At 71.8% G+C, this 16820-nt stretch carries 17 protein-coding genes and 1 tRNA gene; 11 read left to right on the top strand and 7 right to left on the bottom strand.

Annotated elements, in window-relative coordinates:
* The first annotated feature begins 11 nt into the window (after window positions 1-11).
* Window positions 12-1109: a glycerophosphodiester phosphodiesterase gene (locus tag ACLQ2R_RS08680; protein ID WP_425958837.1), complete on the top strand. Its 1098-nt coding sequence runs from the start codon at window positions 12-14 to the stop codon at window positions 1107-1109.
* Window positions 1110-1441: 332 nt separating this feature from the next.
* On the opposite strand, the gene ACLQ2R_RS08675 is transcribed toward ACLQ2R_RS08680, so the two are convergent.
* Window positions 1442-2248, bottom strand: coding sequence for a CPBP family intramembrane glutamic endopeptidase (locus ACLQ2R_RS08675; RefSeq protein WP_425958836.1), 807 nt, complete (start codon window positions 2246-2248; stop codon window positions 1442-1444).
* Between the two features lie 124 nt (window positions 2249-2372).
* Between ACLQ2R_RS08675 and ACLQ2R_RS08670 the strand changes: the two genes are divergently transcribed.
* Both ACLQ2R_RS08670 and ACLQ2R_RS08665 read left to right on the top strand, forming a co-directional pair.
* The gene (locus tag ACLQ2R_RS08670) at window positions 2373-3524 is read left to right on the top strand and encodes a sensor histidine kinase (RefSeq protein ID WP_425958835.1); all 1152 of its coding nucleotides are present in this window, start codon (window positions 2373-2375) and stop codon (window positions 3522-3524) included.
* The gene (locus ACLQ2R_RS08665) at window positions 3521-4186 is read left to right on the top strand and encodes a response regulator (RefSeq protein WP_425958834.1); all 666 of its coding nucleotides are present in this window, start codon (window positions 3521-3523) and stop codon (window positions 4184-4186) included. Before ACLQ2R_RS08670 ends, ACLQ2R_RS08665 begins: the two co-directional genes overlap by 4 nt.
* Before the next feature lie 236 nt (window positions 4187-4422).
* Here the strand turns inward: ACLQ2R_RS08665 and ACLQ2R_RS08660 are convergent, their stop codons facing one another.
* Entirely contained in the window at window positions 4423-5427 is a 1005-nt protein-coding gene (locus ACLQ2R_RS08660; RefSeq protein WP_425958833.1) for an NAD(P)-dependent oxidoreductase, read from the bottom strand.
* A 50-nt stretch (window positions 5428-5477) separates the two neighbouring features.
* Here ACLQ2R_RS08660 and ACLQ2R_RS08655 point away from each other — a divergent pair, with 50 nt between their 5' ends.
* Window positions 5478-5900, top strand: coding sequence for a MerR family transcriptional regulator (locus tag ACLQ2R_RS08655; protein WP_425958832.1), 423 nt, complete (start codon window positions 5478-5480; stop codon window positions 5898-5900).
* Window positions 5901-5951: 51 nt separating this feature from the next.
* Here ACLQ2R_RS08655 and ACLQ2R_RS08650 read toward each other — a convergent pair whose 3' ends face one another.
* From ACLQ2R_RS08650 to ACLQ2R_RS08640, 3 genes are all read right to left on the bottom strand, one after another.
* Window positions 5952-6374 carry a nuclear transport factor 2 family protein gene (locus tag ACLQ2R_RS08650; RefSeq protein WP_425958831.1) on the bottom strand — a complete coding sequence of 141 codons (423 nt, stop codon included), beginning with the start codon at window positions 6372-6374 and terminating at the stop codon, window positions 5952-5954.
* Window positions 6375-6569: 195 nt separating this feature from the next.
* The gene (locus ACLQ2R_RS08645; protein WP_425958830.1) at window positions 6570-7088 is read right to left on the bottom strand and encodes a cysteine dioxygenase; all 519 of its coding nucleotides are present in this window, start codon (window positions 7086-7088) and stop codon (window positions 6570-6572) included.
* Window positions 7089-7176: 88 nt separating this feature from the next.
* Window positions 7177-8187 (bottom strand): amidohydrolase, encoded by a 1011-nt coding sequence (locus ACLQ2R_RS08640; protein WP_425958829.1) that lies wholly within the window; start codon window positions 8185-8187, stop codon window positions 7177-7179.
* Between the two features lie 418 nt (window positions 8188-8605).
* Here ACLQ2R_RS08640 and ACLQ2R_RS08635 point away from each other — a divergent pair, with 418 nt between their 5' ends.
* A complete protein-coding gene (locus tag ACLQ2R_RS08635) occupies window positions 8606-9559 on the top strand; it encodes a LacI family DNA-binding transcriptional regulator (RefSeq protein ID WP_425958828.1) in 954 nt (317 codons plus the stop codon).
* A 260-nt stretch (window positions 9560-9819) separates the two neighbouring features.
* Here the strand turns inward: ACLQ2R_RS08635 and ACLQ2R_RS08630 are convergent, their stop codons facing one another.
* A complete protein-coding gene (locus ACLQ2R_RS08630) occupies window positions 9820-11226 on the bottom strand; it encodes an aromatic amino acid lyase (protein WP_425958827.1) in 1407 nt (468 codons plus the stop codon).
* 31 nt (window positions 11227-11257) lie between these two features.
* Window positions 11258-11626, bottom strand: a complete 369-nt coding sequence (locus ACLQ2R_RS08625; RefSeq protein WP_386242124.1) for a phage holin family protein — start codon at window positions 11624-11626, stop codon at window positions 11258-11260.
* A gap of 314 nt (window positions 11627-11940) precedes the next feature.
* Here ACLQ2R_RS08625 and ACLQ2R_RS08620 point away from each other — a divergent pair, with 314 nt between their 5' ends.
* The 6 genes from ACLQ2R_RS08620 (at window position 11941) to ACLQ2R_RS08595 (ending at window position 16668) form a co-directional block, all read left to right on the top strand.
* Entirely contained in the window at window positions 11941-13146 is a 1206-nt protein-coding gene (locus tag ACLQ2R_RS08620; protein WP_425958826.1) for an NADP-dependent oxidoreductase, read from the top strand.
* A gap of 57 nt (window positions 13147-13203) precedes the next feature.
* On the top strand, window positions 13204-13488 hold the full coding sequence (locus ACLQ2R_RS08615; protein WP_386242118.1) for a hypothetical protein: 285 nt from the start codon (window positions 13204-13206) through the stop codon (window positions 13486-13488).
* Between the two features lie 100 nt (window positions 13489-13588).
* Window positions 13589-13984 (top strand): OsmC family protein, encoded by a 396-nt coding sequence (locus tag ACLQ2R_RS08610; protein WP_425958825.1) that lies wholly within the window; start codon window positions 13589-13591, stop codon window positions 13982-13984.
* Window positions 13985-14485: 501 nt separating this feature from the next.
* Window positions 14486-14559: transfer RNA gene (locus ACLQ2R_RS08605), tRNA-Lys, on the top strand.
* Between the two features lie 102 nt (window positions 14560-14661).
* Window positions 14662-15519 (top strand): 3-methyladenine DNA glycosylase, encoded by an 858-nt coding sequence (locus ACLQ2R_RS08600; protein WP_425958824.1) that lies wholly within the window; start codon window positions 14662-14664, stop codon window positions 15517-15519.
* Between the two features lie 273 nt (window positions 15520-15792).
* Window positions 15793-16668, top strand: a complete 876-nt coding sequence (locus tag ACLQ2R_RS08595) for a lytic polysaccharide monooxygenase (RefSeq protein WP_386242110.1) — start codon at window positions 15793-15795, stop codon at window positions 16666-16668.
* The last annotated feature ends 152 nt before the right edge of the window (window positions 16669-16820 follow it).

The raw sequence follows: 16820 nt of genomic DNA, 5'->3' as shown, positions 1-16820 counted from the left end.
CCGTCCTGAACATGATCCGTAGGCTTCTGGCCGCGGCGCTGGCGGTCCTCGCGACCGGTACCGTCGCCGTTGTGCTGCAACGACCCGAACCCGCCTCCGCCGACCTCCGCGGACGTGAGCCCCTCGTCATCGGCCACCGCGGTGCCAGCGCGCACCGGCCCGAGCACACGCTGCTCTCGTACGAGGCCGCCATCGCGCTCGGCGCCGACTACATCGAACCCGACCTGGTCTCGACCAGGGATCGCGTGCTCGTCGCCAGGCACGAGAACGAGATCGGCGGCACCACGGACGTCGAGAACCACCACGAGTTCGCCGACCGCCGTACCACCAAGACCATCGACGGCGTCCCGATCACCGGCTGGTTCACCGAGGACTTCACGCTCGCCGAGCTGAGGACCCTCCGGGCCGAGGAGCGCATCCCCGACCTGCGCCCGGACAACACCGCCTTCAACGGCCTCGCGCAGATCCCCACCTTCGACGAGGTCGTCCAGCTCGCCCGCCGCAGCGGTGTGGGGGTCTACCCCGAGACCAAGCACCCGAGCTACTTCGACTCCATCGGCCTCTCCCTGGAGGAGCCGCTGCTCGAGGTGCTCGGCCGGCACGGCTGGAACGGGCGTCGCGCCCCGGTCTTCATCCAGTCGTTCGAGACCGCCAACCTGCGCGAGCTGAGCAGGAGGACCAGGGTGCCGCTGATCCAGCTGATCACCGCCACCGGCGCCCCGTACGACTGGGTCGCGGCCGGCGACCCGCGCACCTACGACAGCATGCTCACCCCCGCCGGGCTGCGCGAGGTCGCTGGCTATGCGGCCGGCATCGGCGTCGACACCCGTCGCCTCGTGCCCGTCGGCCCGGACGGCAGGCTCCTGCAGCCCACCACGCTCGTCAAGGACGCCCACCGGGCCGGCCTGAAGGTCCACACCTGGACCGTCAGGAACGAGAACGCGCAGCTCCCGGTGGACTTCCGGCTCGGTAACCCGGACAGCCCGGCCTTCCCGCGGGCCACCGGAAACGTGATGGGCTGGCTGGAGAAGCTCTACGGCCTCGGCCTGGACGGCGTCTTCGCCGACGACCCGGGGATGGCCAGGGCCGTCCGGGAACGGCTGAGCTGACCTTCCTCGTCCTTTTCCCGCCTTCCTCGGCATGGCTCCTGCCTTTCTTCGTCCGGCCCCCGCTCTCTTCGCCCGGTCCTGCCGCTGCCGGCGGGACCGGGGTCCGGCGAGCGGCGGCGTGAACACCGAGTGCCGGTGAGTGGTGGCGCGCACACCGAGCGGTCGGTGTGGTGGTGCGGACACGATCGGTCGGTGTGGTGGTGCGGACATCGAGCGGTCTGTGTGGTGGCGCGGGCACCGGGTGCCCGGCGTGGCGGCGCTGACATCGAGCGGTCTGTGTGGTGGCGCGGGCACCGGGTGCCCGGCGTGGCGGCGCTGACATCGAGCGGTTCTCACAGGCGGGAGTGGAGATCCGCGTCGGCCGGACGGGGGCTTCTGCGCGACCGGGGCAGGACGGCCAGCCCGGCCAGGAAGAGGGTGCAGGTCAGCAGGATGAGCTGCACGTCGTAGCGGAGGTCCTTGGTGGGCGTCAGCATGTTGCCGACGTGGAAGCCGGTGTGCACGCCGACCGCCATCCAGACCGCGCCGCTGCGCACCCGCGCGGCCGTACAGGCGAAACCCAGGGCGGTCGCCTGCACGACGTAGAGCAGTTTCTCGGCGAGGGTGTCGGCCGGGCTCTGGGAGACGATGTGCAGGACACCGAAGCCCGCCGACACCACGAACAGGACCATGCGCGGTGAGAGGCGGTCCGAGAGCGTGTCGAACAGGTGCCCCCTCCAGAGCAACTCCTCCGGGAACGCCTGGCCGAGGACGACGAACGCGACCGCAAGCGCCAGGTAGGGCAGCGTGGGCGCCACCCCCTGCTCCCATGAGGCCCAGGTGGCCACGCCCAGCCCCACCGAGAGCGCGTTCCCCACGATCATCGGCACGACGCCGACGAGCATGCCGACCGGCAGGTGCCAGGCGGCCGACCAGGACCGTGTCAGCCGCACCCCCGACCAGCTCTGGTGGCCCAGGTAACGGCGGATCGCGTACACCAGGGCGATCGAGGCGACCGTGATGCCGATCATGCCCAGCGGTCTGTAGAGCGGATTCGTCCGGTCCATCAGCAACGTGACGGGCAACGTCCCGGCCAGGACCTGGACGAACATGGCGGCCATCGTGATCGGTACGGCCCAGACGGGGCGAGTGGCTCTCATGGACGGCAACCCTAGGAACGGACGCCGCGTGGCACATCGAGCGGCGGATAGAAACGACCATGACCACGGTCATGGTGCCTCTGGGGGGATCACCCGGGGGACTCCGGCGGCCTAAGGTCGTGACATGCCGCGTTTGGACTGGCTCCGCGACGACGACCGGCCCTTCCTGTTCAGCGTCGTGTTCTGGAGCGTGCTCCTCGCCACCGCCGTCGCCCACGCCCTCTCTCCCAGCAGCACGCTCGCCCGCGTGCTGACCGGGCTGAACCTCGCGCTGGTCGCTGGCCTGTGGCTGGTGCTTCCGTGGAACCTGTCGCGGGGCCGCCGGTTCGTGGCCCCGATGTTCCTGGTGGCCACCCTGCTGCTGGGGGCCACCGGTTCCAACGGCACCCACACGTTGCTCCCCCTCATCTCCGTCGCCAACCTCGCCTTCCTGTACGGCATGCGCGCCGCGTCGGTCATCCTCACGTCACTGGCGGTGTGCCTGTTCGCGACCGTCCCGCTGCTCTTCGGCAAGCCCGTCCTCGACGGGCTCGCCCAGGTCGCGAAGATGGCGATGTTCTCCGCGTTCGTGCTGGGGATGGCCTCCTCCACGCTGGCGGCGCGCCGCAGCCGCGAGGAGACGCGGCGCCTGCTGGGGCGGATCAGGGAGCTGGCGGTCGCGGAGGAGCGGGCGAGGATGGCCGCGGAGATGCACGACTCGATCGGACACCACCTGACCGTGATCAAGATGGACCTGGAGAACGCCGAACGCTTCCGCGAGCGCCGCCCGGAGGCCGCCTGGGACGAGGTGCGCCAGGCCAAGGAGCTGACCGTCGAGGCGCTGGCCGACGCCCGGCGATGGGTGCGCGCGCTGCGCCCGCTCGCGCTGGACGGCCGGGTCGGCAGCGCGGCGCTGGAACGGCTGGCCGCCTCGTTCGACGGCACGGGCATCACGGTCACCTTCGACGTCGAGGGCACGGAGCACCGGCTGGAGGCCGACGCCGAGCTGGTGCTCTACCGGGTGCTGCAGGAGGGCCTGACCAACGCGCTGCGGCACTCGAAGGCGCTGCACGTGACGGTCAGGCTCGTCTTCGGCGAGGCGATGACCGTGCTCGTGGTCGCCGACGACGGCAAGGGCGCCGGCGAGCGCTCCGGGCGGGGCTTCGGGCTGACGTCGCTGACCGAACGGGCCCGGGCCCTCGGCGGTACGCTGACCGGCGGGAACTCCCCGGAGGGCGGGTTCGCGTTACGGGCGGAGCTGCCGGTCGCGCCGGCCGGAGCGGGGAGGCGACCATGAGTGCGCTCAGGATCATCCTGGTCGACGACCAGGTGCTGATGCGTCAGGGGCTGCGCAAGTTGCTGGAGGTCGAGCCCGGGATCGAGGTGGTGGGGGAGGCGGCCGACGGCCTGGAGGCGCTGCGGGTGGTGGCGGAGACCGGCCCGGACGTGGCCCTCGTGGACGCGCGGATGCCCGGGATGGACGGGGTGGAGCTGATCGTCCGCCTCTCCGCGAAGCACCCGGGGGTGGCCGCGATCGTGCTCAGCACCTTCGACGAGGACGACTACATCTTCGGCGCGCTGCGCGGCGGTGCCCTCGGTTACCTGCTCAAGGACTGCTCACCCGAGGAGCTGGTCTCCGCCGTCCACCGGGTCGGCCGGGGGGAGACGGTGCTCGGAGCCCCGGTGGCCGCCCGGCTGGTCGCCGAGCTCCGGCACGCGCCCGCGACCGGCGGCGGATCGCGGGCGGAGGACGCGCTCGCCGCGCGCTTCCGCGGCCAGGACCTGCTCTCCGTCCGCGAGGTCGAGGTGGCCAGGATGGTCGCCCAGGGAGCCGCCAACCGGGAGATCGCCGCCCGGTTGTTCATCACCGAGGGCACGGTCAAGAACCACGTCTCCAGCGTGCTGCGCAAACTGGGCCTCCGCGACCGGATCCAGCTCGCCCTGCACCTCAAGGAGTGACCGTGGCCCGGATTCACCCGCCCCGCCCCGCACCATCACCCTTGGCACCCGGCACCCGGCACCCGGCACCCGGCACTCGGCACCCTTGGCATCCGGCATCCGGCATCCGGCACCCGGCACTCGGCACCCTTGGCATCCGGCGGTTCCGGGCCGGTGGCCGGTCATGACCGCGCCCCCGATGGCCGGTCATGATCGTGCCTCCTTCGGCCGGTCATGACCGTGCCCCCGCCGGCCGGTCACGATCGCGCCCCTGCGGCAGGCACGCGGAACTGCTCGATCATCGCCGCGTAGCCGTCATCGCCGCGCCCGCCGGCCACGGCCCGCTCGGCCAGGGCCTTGACCAGCCGGGGAAACTCGGTGCTGACCCCGAGGGACTCGCTCTCGTCGACAAGGTGCTCCATCGCCGCCAGGTGGGTGCCGATGGTGGCGTCGGGGGCCGGGTACGTGCCGTCGTCGATCTGCCGCGCGTAACCGGCCACCCAGCCGGTCACGGTGGCGATCCCTGTCGTCGCGATCGGGGTGAACGCCGTGGCCTTGACACCCGCGGCGCCGAGCAGGGCGGCACCCTGCAGGAAACCGTTCAGGATGCCCCACATCAGTCCCAGCACGGCCACGTCGTACAGCGACGACAGGGCGTGGTCGTCACCGAGGTACGTCATGCCCGCGCCGAGAACTCTCAGGGTCGGCTCGTGCGGGTCGAAGGCCGATCGCGGCCCGCTGTAGAGGATGACGGCCTCGGCGCCGATGCCCGGCGGGGCGGCCAGGATCGCGCCGTCGAGATAGGCGCCGCCCTTCTGCCCCACCCGTTCCGCGGTCTCGCGGGCCGTCCGGGACGTGCCGGAGGTCAGGTTCACCAGGACCCGGCCGCCGAGGACGTCACCGAGGGAATCGAGGATCTCCCGTACGGCGTCCTGGTCCGCGACGCAGACGACCACGAGCGGGGCGGCCGCGACGGCGTCGCCGGGGGAGCCGGCGAGCTTCGCGCCCTGGGCGACGACGGGCTCGGCCTTCGCCGCGGTGCGGTTCCACACCGTCGTGGGGTGTCCCTCGCGCAGGAACGCCTCGGCCAGCGCCCGTCCCATCAGCCCCAGGCCGAGGACCGCCACGGGAGCGGGGCCGGTGTCGGTGTCGGTGTCGGTGTCGGTGTCGGTGTCGGTGTCGGTGTCGGTGTCGGTGTCGGTGTCGGTGTCGGTGTCGCGATCCTGCATCATGTGCTCCTTCGTAGGAGAATCGGTGCTCATGGCAGAATCCTCAACGTTCATACCGGTGTGAAGGTCAAGGGGGAACGGGCGTGCTGATCGGGGAGCTGAGCCGTCGGACCGGTGTTCACACCCACCAGCTGCGGTACTACGAGGCCCAGGGCTTGCTGGAGCCCGATCGCGCCGCCAGCGGTTACCGCGAGTACGGCGACGACGCCGTCCTGACCGTGACCCAGATCAGGAAACTGCTGGAGGCCGGCCTGTCGAGCCGGCAGATCGCGTACCTGCTGCCCTGCGTCACCGGTCCGGCCCCCGACCTGGAGCCCTGCCCCGAACTCCTGGACACCCTGCGAGCCCGCCTGTACGGGCTGGACGAGCGGATCGACGCGCTCGGCCGCTCCCGTCAGGCCCTGCGCGACTACATCGACGTCACCGAACGGCGGGTGTCACCGCACCACCCGCCGTGCGACGCCATCGCGCCGGAGCCGGAGCCGGAGCCGGAGCCGGTGCGGTGAGCCGCCCTTCGCCCGGTGTCATGACCCGGCGGAGGGAGGCTCGTCGTCCGGTCACGGCCGGGCGCTGAGGGCCCGCGCGACCGTGAGGCTGTCCTCGTAGATGTGATAGCGGGTGACGAGCCCGTCGGCGACGGTGAGGTGCAGGGCGAACGGGGAGGTGTACGCGACCCTGGTGCTCCGTACCGTCTGCACGATCTCGCCGAGCACGACGGCGTCCGCCCCGTCGACCAGGATGTGCGACACCGACGTGCCGTTCAGCTCGGTCACGTGGTGGGCCTCCAGCGACCGGAAATGGTCCGCCACGTCGGCCCGGCCGTCCCGGGGACGGATCCACGGCACCTCCGGGTGTCCCTCGGCGGGCCAGGCCAGCAGCCAGTCGACCGGCTCGGCGAACAGCTCCGCCGTACGGTCGTGATCCCCTTCGGTCATCCGGCGCAGCAGTTCTTCCACGGTGGTGCGGGTGTCGCTCGTCATGCGGCAAGCCTGCCCGGCCCGGCACGGCCCGTCGATTACCGGCAGGGTAAGGCGGTTCCCGGAACCCCGAGGGGCGGGCCTTTCCGGGAACGGGAGGCGGGGGGCTCACCCGGGGCCGGTGGGAGAGCCCGTCCGGAGGGGGACGCGGGGAGGGACCCGCCCGGGGCCGGGACGGGTCACCTCGTCGCGGGGACCTCAGGCGACCTCCACCATCTGCTCGGCGTCGTCCATGGGGCGCAGCTCGTCGGCGTAGCTGACCGAGACGCGGCGCATCACGCCGCTGTCGCTGATCGAGTACTGTCCCAGCCGCCAGAGCGGCGGCGAGTAGGCGTGGATCGAGACGCTGCCGTGCACCGCGCCGCTCAGCCGGTGGATGTGGTCGGGTCCGAAGGAGAACGACTCGCCCTCGGAGACCACGGTCTCCAGGTGCTCGCCGCCGATGCGCGGGTTGCACTCCAGCAGCGTCCCGGCCACCACCCGGACCGCGCCGGAGGAGGTGTCGTGGTCGTGCCAGCCGGTGTCGTCCTCGGGCCGCCAGCACAGCAGCCAGACGTCCACGTGCGAGTCGCGGTAGAGGGAGGCGAAGTGGCGGCCGCCCTCGTCGGGGAACTCCACCTGGTCGCGCCACCGGGACGGGTCGGCGGCCAGCTCGTTGACCAGGTCGAGAAGTTCGCGCCGGTCGAGGGCGCGGGCGGGCAGTGACTCGTAGCTCATCGGACGCCGTCCCGTGCTCGCCACCCGCCGGTGAACGCCGTCGCCGGGCGCGCACAGCTCTCAGGGCCTCGGGACCGGTTCGTTCGCTTCATGTGTTCGACTCCTTTCCGTTGAGTAGACGGCGGGGGTTGGTGACCGCGATGGCGTGCCAGGCGGCGTCGCCGAGCGCGGGGTCCGGTGCTGTGGCGTAGGGGCGGTCGGAGCCGCTGACCACGATGTCGACGCCGAGTTCGCGGACGATCGCGTCGACGGCGCGCGGGCCGTAGGAGGAGGTCTCCAGGAACAGGTCGGGGTCGACCCGTCCGCGGCCCTCGCCACCGCGGTTGGCCAGGCGTTCGGAGTGCAGGGGGGCCAGTCCGGCGAGCAGCGCGAAGCAGACCCGCAGGCGGGGATGGCGGGCGCGCCCGAAGGCGGTGAAGGCGTACCAGGCGGCGTGCATCTGCTGCACGTACGGCACGACCGCGGGCCACCAGCCGGGCTCGCCAGGCCCGGAGGCGGTCCGGACGGCGGGACCGGGGGCAGGACCGGGGGCGGGGTTGGGGGCGGGACCGGGATGCACGAAGAGCGGCAGGTCGCGCTCGGTCAGCACGTCGAGCAGCGGGGCGACCCGGTCCAGGCCCTCGGCGTCGCACACCGCGGTCGCGGGGAGCTGGAGCCCGGCGAAGGCCGCGGGGAGCCGGAGCCCGGATCCTCGCCCGGCGTCCGGCGAGCCGCCCCCGGCGATGTCGAGGGCTCCGGCCGTGTCGAGGGTCCGGGCCAGTCTCGCCGGGTCGATCTCGCTCAGGCAGGTCGTCGCCCAGGCGCCGAACGGGGCGGGCAGGGCGAGGGCGTCCTCGTGGTAGGCGTCGATGACGGGCCAGGACTCCTCGGGCGGCAGCGACTCCACGCCGAGCGGGCTGGACAGCGAGACGAGGGCCAGGTCCAGATCCGCGTCCAGCGCGAGCCGCCGGGTGAGGTCGTGGTCGGCGGGATCGACCCGGTAGGGGGGCTCGCCCTCCAGGTGGAGGGTCCAGCCGTCGAGGAAGGGGGCGGCCGTCCGGCGCCTGAGCGCGTCGACGAACGCGGGCGTCCACAGGTGCTGGTGAACGTCGACGGGCATGATCCGGTCCTCCCCTCCAGGGTTTCGTTGTATTACCTACCTAGAATATAGGTAACTACTCTCACCATGCTACATATCAGGGTGATGCGGTTCAGTGAACCGTTTCAGTGAACCGCTTCACCCCATTGGGTGTCAATCCCGGCAAAAGGCCATGATCGGGTTCGGACGGGACCGTAATCGAGGTCGAACGAGACCATGATCGTGTCCCGGCGAGACTGTCGATCGAGTTCGGGCAGGGGCGTGATCGTGTCCGGGTGAGATTGCCGATCGAGTTCGGGCGGGGCCGTGATCGTGTCCGGGTGAGGTCGTCGATCGAGTTCGGGCGGGGGCGTCGATCGTGTCCGGGCGCCTCCCCGCGAACCTCGGGCAATAGGCTGGTCCGATGCCCCAGCCTCGGAAGCGAGCGACCATACGCGAGGTGGCGAAGGCCACCGGCCTGTCACCCGCCGCCGTGTCGTACGCGCTGCGCGGCATGCAGGTCTCGGAGGAGACCATCGAGCGGGTACGCCAGGCCGCGGCCGAGCTCGGATACGAGGCCGACCCCATCGCCCGCGCGCTGGCCAGCGGCCGGACCGGCATGATCGGCTTGCTCTGCGGCTCCCTGGAGGACCTCTGGCAGCAGGCGCTGGCCGTCGGCATCGGCCGCGCGCTCAAGGACAACGACCGCTATGCCCTGATCCTGGACGCCACGGGCGACCCGGCCAGGGAGCACACCCTCGCCAGGCAGCTGCGCGACCAGCGGGTGGACGCGCTGATCGTGCAGCCGGTCGACCCGGCGGCGCCGCTGTGGGCCGAACTGTGCGAGGGGCTGCCGGTGGTCTCCATCGGCGACGCCCTGGCCGGGGCGCGGACCGCGGGTGAGGTCGTCTTCGACAACCGGGCCGGGGTCACCCTCGCGCTGGAGCACCTGCGCGACCGGGGCCGCAGGCGCATGGCCGTCCTCACCTCGACCCGGGCCAGCACCCCCGACCGGCCCGCCGACGTGCACGTCACGGCCGAGGCGGAACGGCTGGGCCTGAAGATCGTGACGGTCACCGCGCCGCAGTCGCTGGCGGAGGCCACCCGGGTCGCCGGTGAGATGCTCGACGCCGGGCACCGGGCGTTCTTCTGCTTCGCGGACTCGATCGCCTACGGCGTCTACGCGGCGTCGGCCGAACGCGGGCTGGGCATCCCGTCGGACGTGTCCGTGATGGGCTATGACGACCATCCCATGTCGGGACTGCTCACCCCGGGTCTGACCACGGTCGACTGGGACATCGACGGCATCGTCCGCGCCGCCGTCCGAATCGTGGTGGCCGCCGCCGACGGCAATCCCCGGCGCCGGCGCATCGTCCAGTCCCCCCAGCTCCGCGAGCGCGGCTCGGTGGGCTGACCTGCCCCCGGGACCGGTGCCTTCGATCACCGCGGGACCGGAACGAGCCGCATGAGCCGGACGAGCCGGACGAGCCGGACGAGCCGGACGAGCCGGACGAGCCGGACGAGCCGGACGAGCCGAGCAATCCGGGCGGGCCGGGCGGGCCGGATGAGCCCGGCGATCCGGATGAGCCGGACGAGCCAAGCGGTCCGGGCCGGGCCTCCGCCCGTGCAGGAACACCCGTGCCTCGGCGGAAGCGCGGGGACGGGCGGGAGAGGTCAGGAGGTCAGGCCGGGGAGCAGCGCGCGTGCCGCGTCGAGGTCGCCGTCGAGCGGGCGGTCGCCCATCGCGGGATCGAGCGGCAGGTCGCACGGAAGGCCGCGGAGCCGCAGCGCACGTACCGAGGCGACCAGCTCGCAGGCCAGGACGATCTCCAGCGGTTCGGTGGTGGCGAGCGAGGAGCGGGCCGCGTGCGGGGTGAAGCTCGCGTGGTCCTCGGTCCCCAGGGAGAGCACGGCACCCCCCAGCGTGACCGGGGCGGCCAGGTGGCGCAGCTCGCCCAGCGCGGAGTGCGCGACGTACTCCAGGATCATCACCCCGGACGATCCCGGGCGCTCGGCGAGGAAGGGCAGGAGCCCGGTGTGCGCGGGATCGTTGAGGGTGGCGAGCCTGGCGGCGCTCAGCGTCGCGGTCTGCACGAGCGCGGCCCGCAGGGCGTCGAGGGCGAGCGCCACCCGCGCCGAGTGGAAGTTGCCGTTGTGCCAGGCCCGCCCGCCGGCGATCAGCGGGTTCTCCGGGGCCGCGTTCATCTCCTCGGTGACGGTCCGCTCCGCCCGCCCCAGGGCGTCCAGCGCCGCCCCGTGCACCTGCGGGAAGGCCCGGTAGCCGTACGGGTCCTGGACGCGGCGTGGCCTGGTGAGCCCGACCAGTGCGCGCAGGTCGGCGGCGACCGAGGTCTGTTCGGTGCCGCGCTGCACCAGGGGGGAGAGCGGCTCCAGCGAACCCTCGACCGCCTGGAAGGAACGGGCCGCGACCGAGGTGGCGGCGGCCAGCAGGAGCCTCAGGCGGTGACAGGCCAGGGCCGCGTCCGCCAGCGTCGCCGCGCCCGAGCTGATGAAGGGGAGCGCGTCGGAGGAGGCGAGCGCGAAACGCGGCAGGGCCTCGCCGCCACGTCCCGGGGCCGGGCCGCCCGCGAGCAGGTCGTTCCCGGAGAGCAGGTCCGACGACGGCGGTATCCAGGCGATCTCGCCCAGCAGGCAGAGCGCGGTGGTGGCCAGGGCGGTCAGGTCGCCGGTGCCGATGGCGCCGTAGCCGCGGATCGGCGGCGTCAGGCCCTGGTTGACGGCGGTGGCCAGCACGGGAAGGAGGGCGGGATCGACGCCGGAACCGCCGGTGAGGAGCTGGTTGAGCCGGACGACGAGGGTGGCGCGGGCGCGAATCTCACCGATCGGAGGCCCGGCGCCGCCCGCGTGGCTGCGGAGCAGGTCCAGCCCGGCGTTCTCGGTCTCCACGTCCTTGTTGGCGCCCACGCCGGTGGTCCGGCCGTACACCGGCCCGTCGAGCAGGGCGGCCGTCCGCCACGCCGCCTCCGCGGCGCCGGTGGAGCCCAGCTCGACCCCCGAGCCGCGCGCCGCCCGGTCGACCTGCTCGCACGTCAGATGGGCGCCGTCAAGGACGAACGTCATGATCTCGGCCGTTCCGGTCGTCTCGGCCGCCTCAGTCGCCGAGGACCAGGTCGAGCAGCCAGCTGATCACACCGATGATGATCGCGCCCCAGAACGCCGGCCAGAAGCCCGCCACGTGGAAGGACAGCTTGAGCTCCTCGGCGATCCAGCTCGTCAGCAGCAGCAGCGCGGCGTTGACCACCAGCGCGAACAGGCCGAGCGTGAGGATGTAGAAGGCGCAGCCGAGCAGCTTGATGATCGGCTTGAGGACCGCGTTGACGATCCCGAACACGAGGGCGACGGCGAGGAGCGTGCCGATCTCCTCCGCCGGGGTACTCGCGGAGACCGTGATGCCGTCCACGAGCTGGGTCGCCGCCCACAGGGCGGCGGCCACGGCCAGGATCTTGATGATGATTTTCACGTTCCGGCACCCTCGCATGGATGGTCAGACGGACGCTGGGCCCGTACTCCGACTGGACATGTATTGAATACTGGTGAATTTTTCGGCCCGCCGCGCACCCGCCGGCCCACAGGTCGCCGGCTCCCGGCGGGTCATCGGCCCGGTGGACCGGAACCGGCTCCCCGGGGAGAGTGTCGCATCCGTGACCGTTCGTGGTCACGGAAGCGGCGCGTCCCTGCCGGAACCGCCCGCCTCCTGACGTGGAGAACCGGTCCCGGATGGGAAAGCCCAGGTGGGAGACATGAATCACGGATGAGGCCAGCAAGGGGGCGGACATGCCAGAAAACGGATCGTCCACCGGTCGTCCGGCCGGAACCGGCCAGGGCACGGGCGGGCAGGACGCCGGTGGGCAGAGTACGAGCGGGCAGAGTACGAGTGGGCAGGGTGCGAGCGGGCAGGGCGCGGGCGGGCACGGGGAGGCGAGCACCGGCTCCGCCTCGGCCGGGCGGCGGGAACGGGCCGCCGGTCGTACGGTCTCCCGGGAGGTGCGGCTCGCGTCGCGTCCCTCCGGCCCGCCGGTCCCGGAGAACTTCGAACTGGCCGAGATCGACCTGCCGGCCCCCGAGGACGGCGAGGTCCTGGTCCGCAACCTCTTCATGAGCGTCGACCCCTACATGCGGGGACGCATGAACGACAGCAGGTCGTACGTGCCGCCCTTCCGGATCGGTGAACCGCTCGACGGGGGCGCCCTCGGCGAGGTGGTCGTCTCCCGCGCGCCCGGCCTCTCACCCGGGGACGTGGTCGTCCACGGACAGGGCTGGCGCGAGTACGCCGTGATCGACGCCGGGCAGGCCCGCACGGTCGAGGAGATTCCCGGCGTCCCGCTCTCGGTCTACCTCGGCGCCCTCGGCATGACGGCCCTGACCGCGTACGTGGGGCTGCTCGACATCGCGGGCCTGAAGGAGGGGGACGTGGTGTTCGTGTCGGGCGCGGCCGGGGCCGTGGGGAGCCTGGCCGGGCAGATCGCCCGCCTGAAGGGGGCCTCGCGGGTGGTGGGCAGCGCCGGGTCCCCGGAGAAGATCGCCCACCTGCTCGGCGACCTCGGCTACGACGCGGCCTTCGACTACCACGACGGCGCGGTCGACGAACAGCTCGCCAGGGTCGCCCCCGACGGGATCGACCTCTACTTCGACAACGTCGGCGGCGATCACCTCCGTGCGGCCATCGGCGCGCTGAGAACGCACGGCAGGGTCGCGATGTGCGGGGCGATCTCCGCCTACAACGCCACCGGTCCCGTACCCGGCCCGGACAATCTCGGCCTGGCCGTGGGCAAGCGGCTCACCCTGCGGGGATTCATCGTCTCCGATCACCTGGACCGGACGCCCGACATGATCGCCGAGGTGGGCGCCTGGATCCGTGAGGGGAAGGTGGCCTTCACCGAGACCGTCGTGGACGGCCTGGAGAACGCCCCGCAGGCCTTCATCGACATGCTGGGCGGGGCCAACACCGGAAAGATGGTGGTCCGGCTGGGGAACCGATGACGCGTACCGGGATCGCGCATGACGTCCACATTCTCGGGGCAGAAGGGGCGTGAGGGGGTGGGTCTGTTGGAAACGGACGAGCTTGAGGCGCTGTCGGCCCAGCAACTGCACGATCGCGCGGTCCACTACGCCGTGCACCACGGAGATCTCGGCTTCCTGTGGGAACTGCTCACGCTGATTCCGGCGGCCGAGGCCTCCACGGGCAACGAGGAACAGACGGCCAGCGACCTCAGCCGGGTCTCGGCCCTGCTCAGCGACGCCATGGCCTCGGGACACGGGGAGCTGGGCGAGGCCCTGCGGCCGTTCTACATCGAGTACCTGTCCAAACACCCGGAGGCCTGAGCCGGAGGGCCTCCGTCGGTCGTCCCGGTTCGGCCCCTCGGTAGGGTGATCGGCGGATCAGGACAGTCCTGGCATCCGGGACAGGGTTGGAGAGGACGCCATGGCACAGGTGAGGGTGGAACGGACCGAGGACGGCTTCGTGGCGCGCAACGACCGCGGAGCCGAGGTCGTCATGGGCAGCGGGGACGAGCAGGGCACGTTCACCCCCGTCGAACTACTGCTGGCGGCGCTCGGAGGCTGCAACATCGTCACCGTGGAGCCGCTGACCGCCCAGCGCGGCCACCGCATGGCCCGCCTGGCGATGACCGTCCACGCCGAGAAGATCGAGGCCACCAGGCTGGGGCCGATCACCATCACCTACGACGTGGAGCTGCCCGAGGGCGACGAGAAGGCCGCGGAGGTCCTCGACGCCGTGGCCCGCCGGGTCGAGGAGAGGTACTGCACGGTGAGCCGGGCGCTGAGGGAGAACACCGAGATCCACCTCGAACTCCCCTGAGGACACCTGTCGTGCCGGGGCGCCGGGACGGGGGAGGAGCGCCGGGTCCGGGACGGGAGGGACGCCGGGGGGCGAACCAATGAAACCGGAACCCGAACCAATGAGATCCGATCTTCGAAGCCGGATTCCCGCGTGTCAGCCGGGGAAGGCGGCGCTTCGGCGATACCGGGTCAAGGTTGGGTGTAGGCGCAAAATCAACCTTTGGATGACGCGCACGTTACATTTGGCCAGGTAGTGTGGTTGCAGGTCGAGGGGTTGGAAAGCCCCGGAACCGCAAGAGCTTTTCACCGGATAAGGACGCGAGGGGGATCGCGTTCCTAGCGGAGCCGCCGGAGTCTTGGGGGAGACGAAGGCACAGCCCGCACAGAGATCGGGGCCGGACAGTTGGGGGACTGTCCGGCCCCGAATCTTGTCCCGGACGCCGGCCGGGCGGCGTCGCCGGCGGGGATCAACCGGGATGCGAGCACTCCGAGGCTGCTGCTAGAGTTACCTCCGTTGCAAGCGCCGCTAGCTCAGTTGGTTAGAGCAGCTGACTCTTAATCAGCGGGTCCGGGGTTCGAGTCCCTGGCGGCGCACAACATCCAGGAAGCCCAGGCCGGCACGTCCGGCCTGGGCTTTCTTCATGCCCCCCACGTGACGTTTACCGCTCACCGGCCGGAGCTTCCTACGATGCCGGTATGGACGTGCTGAGCGAGCAGGAGTGGCGGCGCCGGGACCGGGCGCACCGGGACCGCGTCGGTGCCTGGATCGAGCCGCATCTGCGCCGCGGCCAGGAGCGGGTCGCCCACCCGATCGAGGACTTCCTGTTCACCTACTACAGCTTCCGGCCCGGACGCCTGCTGCAGTGGCATCCCGGGGCAGGGGTGGTCCTGGCCGGCGCGCGTTCCTTCGGGGCCCACTACCGCGACGACGCCGAGGGTGCCGTACTGGACCTCGGAGAGCTGCTGCCCCGGCGCGCGGCCGTGATCGGCTGGATCAGGGACCTGCTCGCCGCCACCGCGAGCCGGGCGCCGCACCTGGGCTGCTTCGGGATGCACGAGTGGGCGATGGTCTACCGGACCTCGGAGGAGGAGATCCGGCACTCCTCCTTCCCGCTCCGGCTCTCCCCCGAGCGGATCGAGGAGATCGTCGACCGGCGCGGGGTGCGGTGCGGGCACTTCGACGCGTTCCGGTTCTTCACGGCTCCGGCCCGCCCGCTCAACGTGATCCAGCCGACCCGCGAGCTCCAGCGGGAGCTGGAGCAGCCGGGCTGCCTGCACGCCAACATGGACCTGTACAAGTGGGCCTACAAGCTGTCGCCGCTGGTCGGCAGCGAGCTGGTCGCCGACTGCTTCGCGCTCGCCCGCGACATCCGGACCGTGGACATGCGGGCCAGCCCGTACGACCTGAGCGCCCTGGGGTACCGGCCGATCCAGGTGGAGACCACCGACGGCCGCGCGGAGTACGTGGCCGCCCAGCGCGGCTTCTTCGAGCGGGCCGCTCCGCTGCGCGAGCGGCTGCTGGGGGAGTGCGACCGGCTGCTCGCCCTGACCTGACCGGCCGCTCGTCCCGTCCCGGGCCGCTCGCCCTGGTCCGACCGGCTGTTCTCCCCGGCCCGGACCGCTCGCCATGGCCTCGGCCGGTGACCGGGGTCCGTCGCCTGGCCGGTTGTCACACGCGTGGCGCACGGCCTTCGCGTGCAGGGAATCTTCCTTGAACGGCTGGCGCCCGGAAGGGAACTGTTAGTAAGGTTTCTTGTTAATAACGTGCTATCCGTCGGCCCGTTGGACATGTTCCCCCTCCCATTTCCCCGTTCAGGAGGAGTCCACGTGCGTTTGCGACACAAGGTTGCCACCGCAGGCACCGCAGTACTCAGCGTAGGGTCCCTGCTCGTGCTGGTGCCGTCCGCCCCGGCGGTCGCCCACGGATCCATGTCGAACCCGCCCAGCCGCGCCTACGTCTGCAAGACCGAGGGCCCGGAGACCGCCAAGTCGGCGGCGTGCAAGGCGGCCGTCGCCGCCGGCGGCACCCAGGCGTTCTACGACTGGCACGAGGTGTCCCGCCTCGAGGCCGGCGGCAACCACCGCCAGATCATCCCCGACGGCCAGCTCTGCGGCGCGGGACGCGACAAGTACCGGGGACTCAACCTCACCAGGACCGACTGGCCCGCGACCAGGGTCTCGGCGGGACCGCTGACCGTCACCTACCACGCGACCGCCCCCCACGCGAACAGCAACTTCGAGTTCTACATCACCCGGCAGGGCTGGGACCCGAGCCAGCCGCTGCGCTGGTCGGACCTGGAGCACATCAGGACCTTCAACAACCAGAACCCCACCCAGTTCACCAACTGGACGATCAACCTCCCGCAGCGGAGCGGCCGCCAGCTCATCTTCTCGATCTGGCAGCGCATCGTGGGCAGCACCGAGGCCTTCTACACCTGCTCCGACGTGGAGTTCGGCGGCGGGGGTCCCGGCCCCTCGCCGACCCCCACGCCGACCGTGACCCCCACGGTGAGGCCGACCCCGACCCCCACCCCGACCGTGACCCCGACGAGCCAGCCGGGTGGCAGCTGGAGGGCGGGCACCGCCTACGCGACGGGCGCCCAGGTGACCTACGGCGGCGCGACCTACCGGTGCCTGCAGGCGCACACCGCGCTGGCCGGCTGGGAGCCGCCGAACGTCCCGGCCCTGTGGCAGCGTCTCTGATCCTGGCCTGATCCTGGCCTGATCCTGGCCTGATCCCGGTCTCCGAGCCGGGTCTTCGATCCGGGGAGACCCGGTGAGGCCCGGCGAGACCGGGTGAGACGCGCTGAGACGCGGTGAGATCCGGTGAGGTCCGGCCGGGACGGTCCGTGTGA

Source organism: Streptosporangium sp. DT93, assembly GCF_049844535.1.
In the GTDB taxonomy this organism is placed as follows: Bacteria; Actinomycetota; Actinomycetes; order Streptosporangiales; family Streptosporangiaceae; genus Streptosporangium.
Note: the sequence above shows the minus strand (reverse complement) of the source record. Positions and strands in the feature narration are given on the sequence as shown.

Excerpts from the sequence above, each read along its gene's own strand:
- ACLQ2R_RS08610 (WP_425958825.1), top strand. The coding sequence starts at position 13,589 with ATGGCACAGGTGAGGGTGGAACGGACCGAGGACGGCTTCGTGGCGCGC.
- ACLQ2R_RS08650 (WP_425958831.1), bottom strand. The coding sequence starts at position 6,374 with ATGACGAGCGACACCCGCACCACCGTGGAAGAACTGCTGCGCCGGATG.
- ACLQ2R_RS08660 (WP_425958833.1), bottom strand. The coding sequence starts at position 5,427 with ATGAGCACCGATTCTCCTACGAAGGAGCACATGATGCAGGATCGCGAC.
- ACLQ2R_RS08620 (WP_425958826.1), top strand. The coding sequence starts at position 11,941 with ATGCCAGAAAACGGATCGTCCACCGGTCGTCCGGCCGGAACCGGCCAG.
- ACLQ2R_RS08640 (WP_425958829.1), bottom strand. The coding sequence starts at position 8,187 with ATGCCCGTCGACGTTCACCAGCACCTGTGGACGCCCGCGTTCGTCGAC.
- ACLQ2R_RS08645 (WP_425958830.1), bottom strand. The coding sequence starts at position 7,088 with ATGAGCTACGAGTCACTGCCCGCCCGCGCCCTCGACCGGCGCGAACTT.
- ACLQ2R_RS08665 (WP_425958834.1), top strand. The coding sequence starts at position 3,521 with ATGAGTGCGCTCAGGATCATCCTGGTCGACGACCAGGTGCTGATGCGT.
- ACLQ2R_RS08670 (WP_425958835.1), top strand. The coding sequence starts at position 2,373 with ATGCCGCGTTTGGACTGGCTCCGCGACGACGACCGGCCCTTCCTGTTC.
- ACLQ2R_RS08630 (WP_425958827.1), bottom strand. The coding sequence starts at position 11,226 with ATGACGTTCGTCCTTGACGGCGCCCATCTGACGTGCGAGCAGGTCGAC.
- ACLQ2R_RS08675 (WP_425958836.1), bottom strand. The coding sequence starts at position 2,248 with ATGAGAGCCACTCGCCCCGTCTGGGCCGTACCGATCACGATGGCCGCC.
- ACLQ2R_RS08600 (WP_425958824.1), top strand. The coding sequence starts at position 14,662 with ATGGACGTGCTGAGCGAGCAGGAGTGGCGGCGCCGGGACCGGGCGCAC.
- ACLQ2R_RS08680 (WP_425958837.1), top strand. The coding sequence starts at position 12 with ATGATCCGTAGGCTTCTGGCCGCGGCGCTGGCGGTCCTCGCGACCGGT.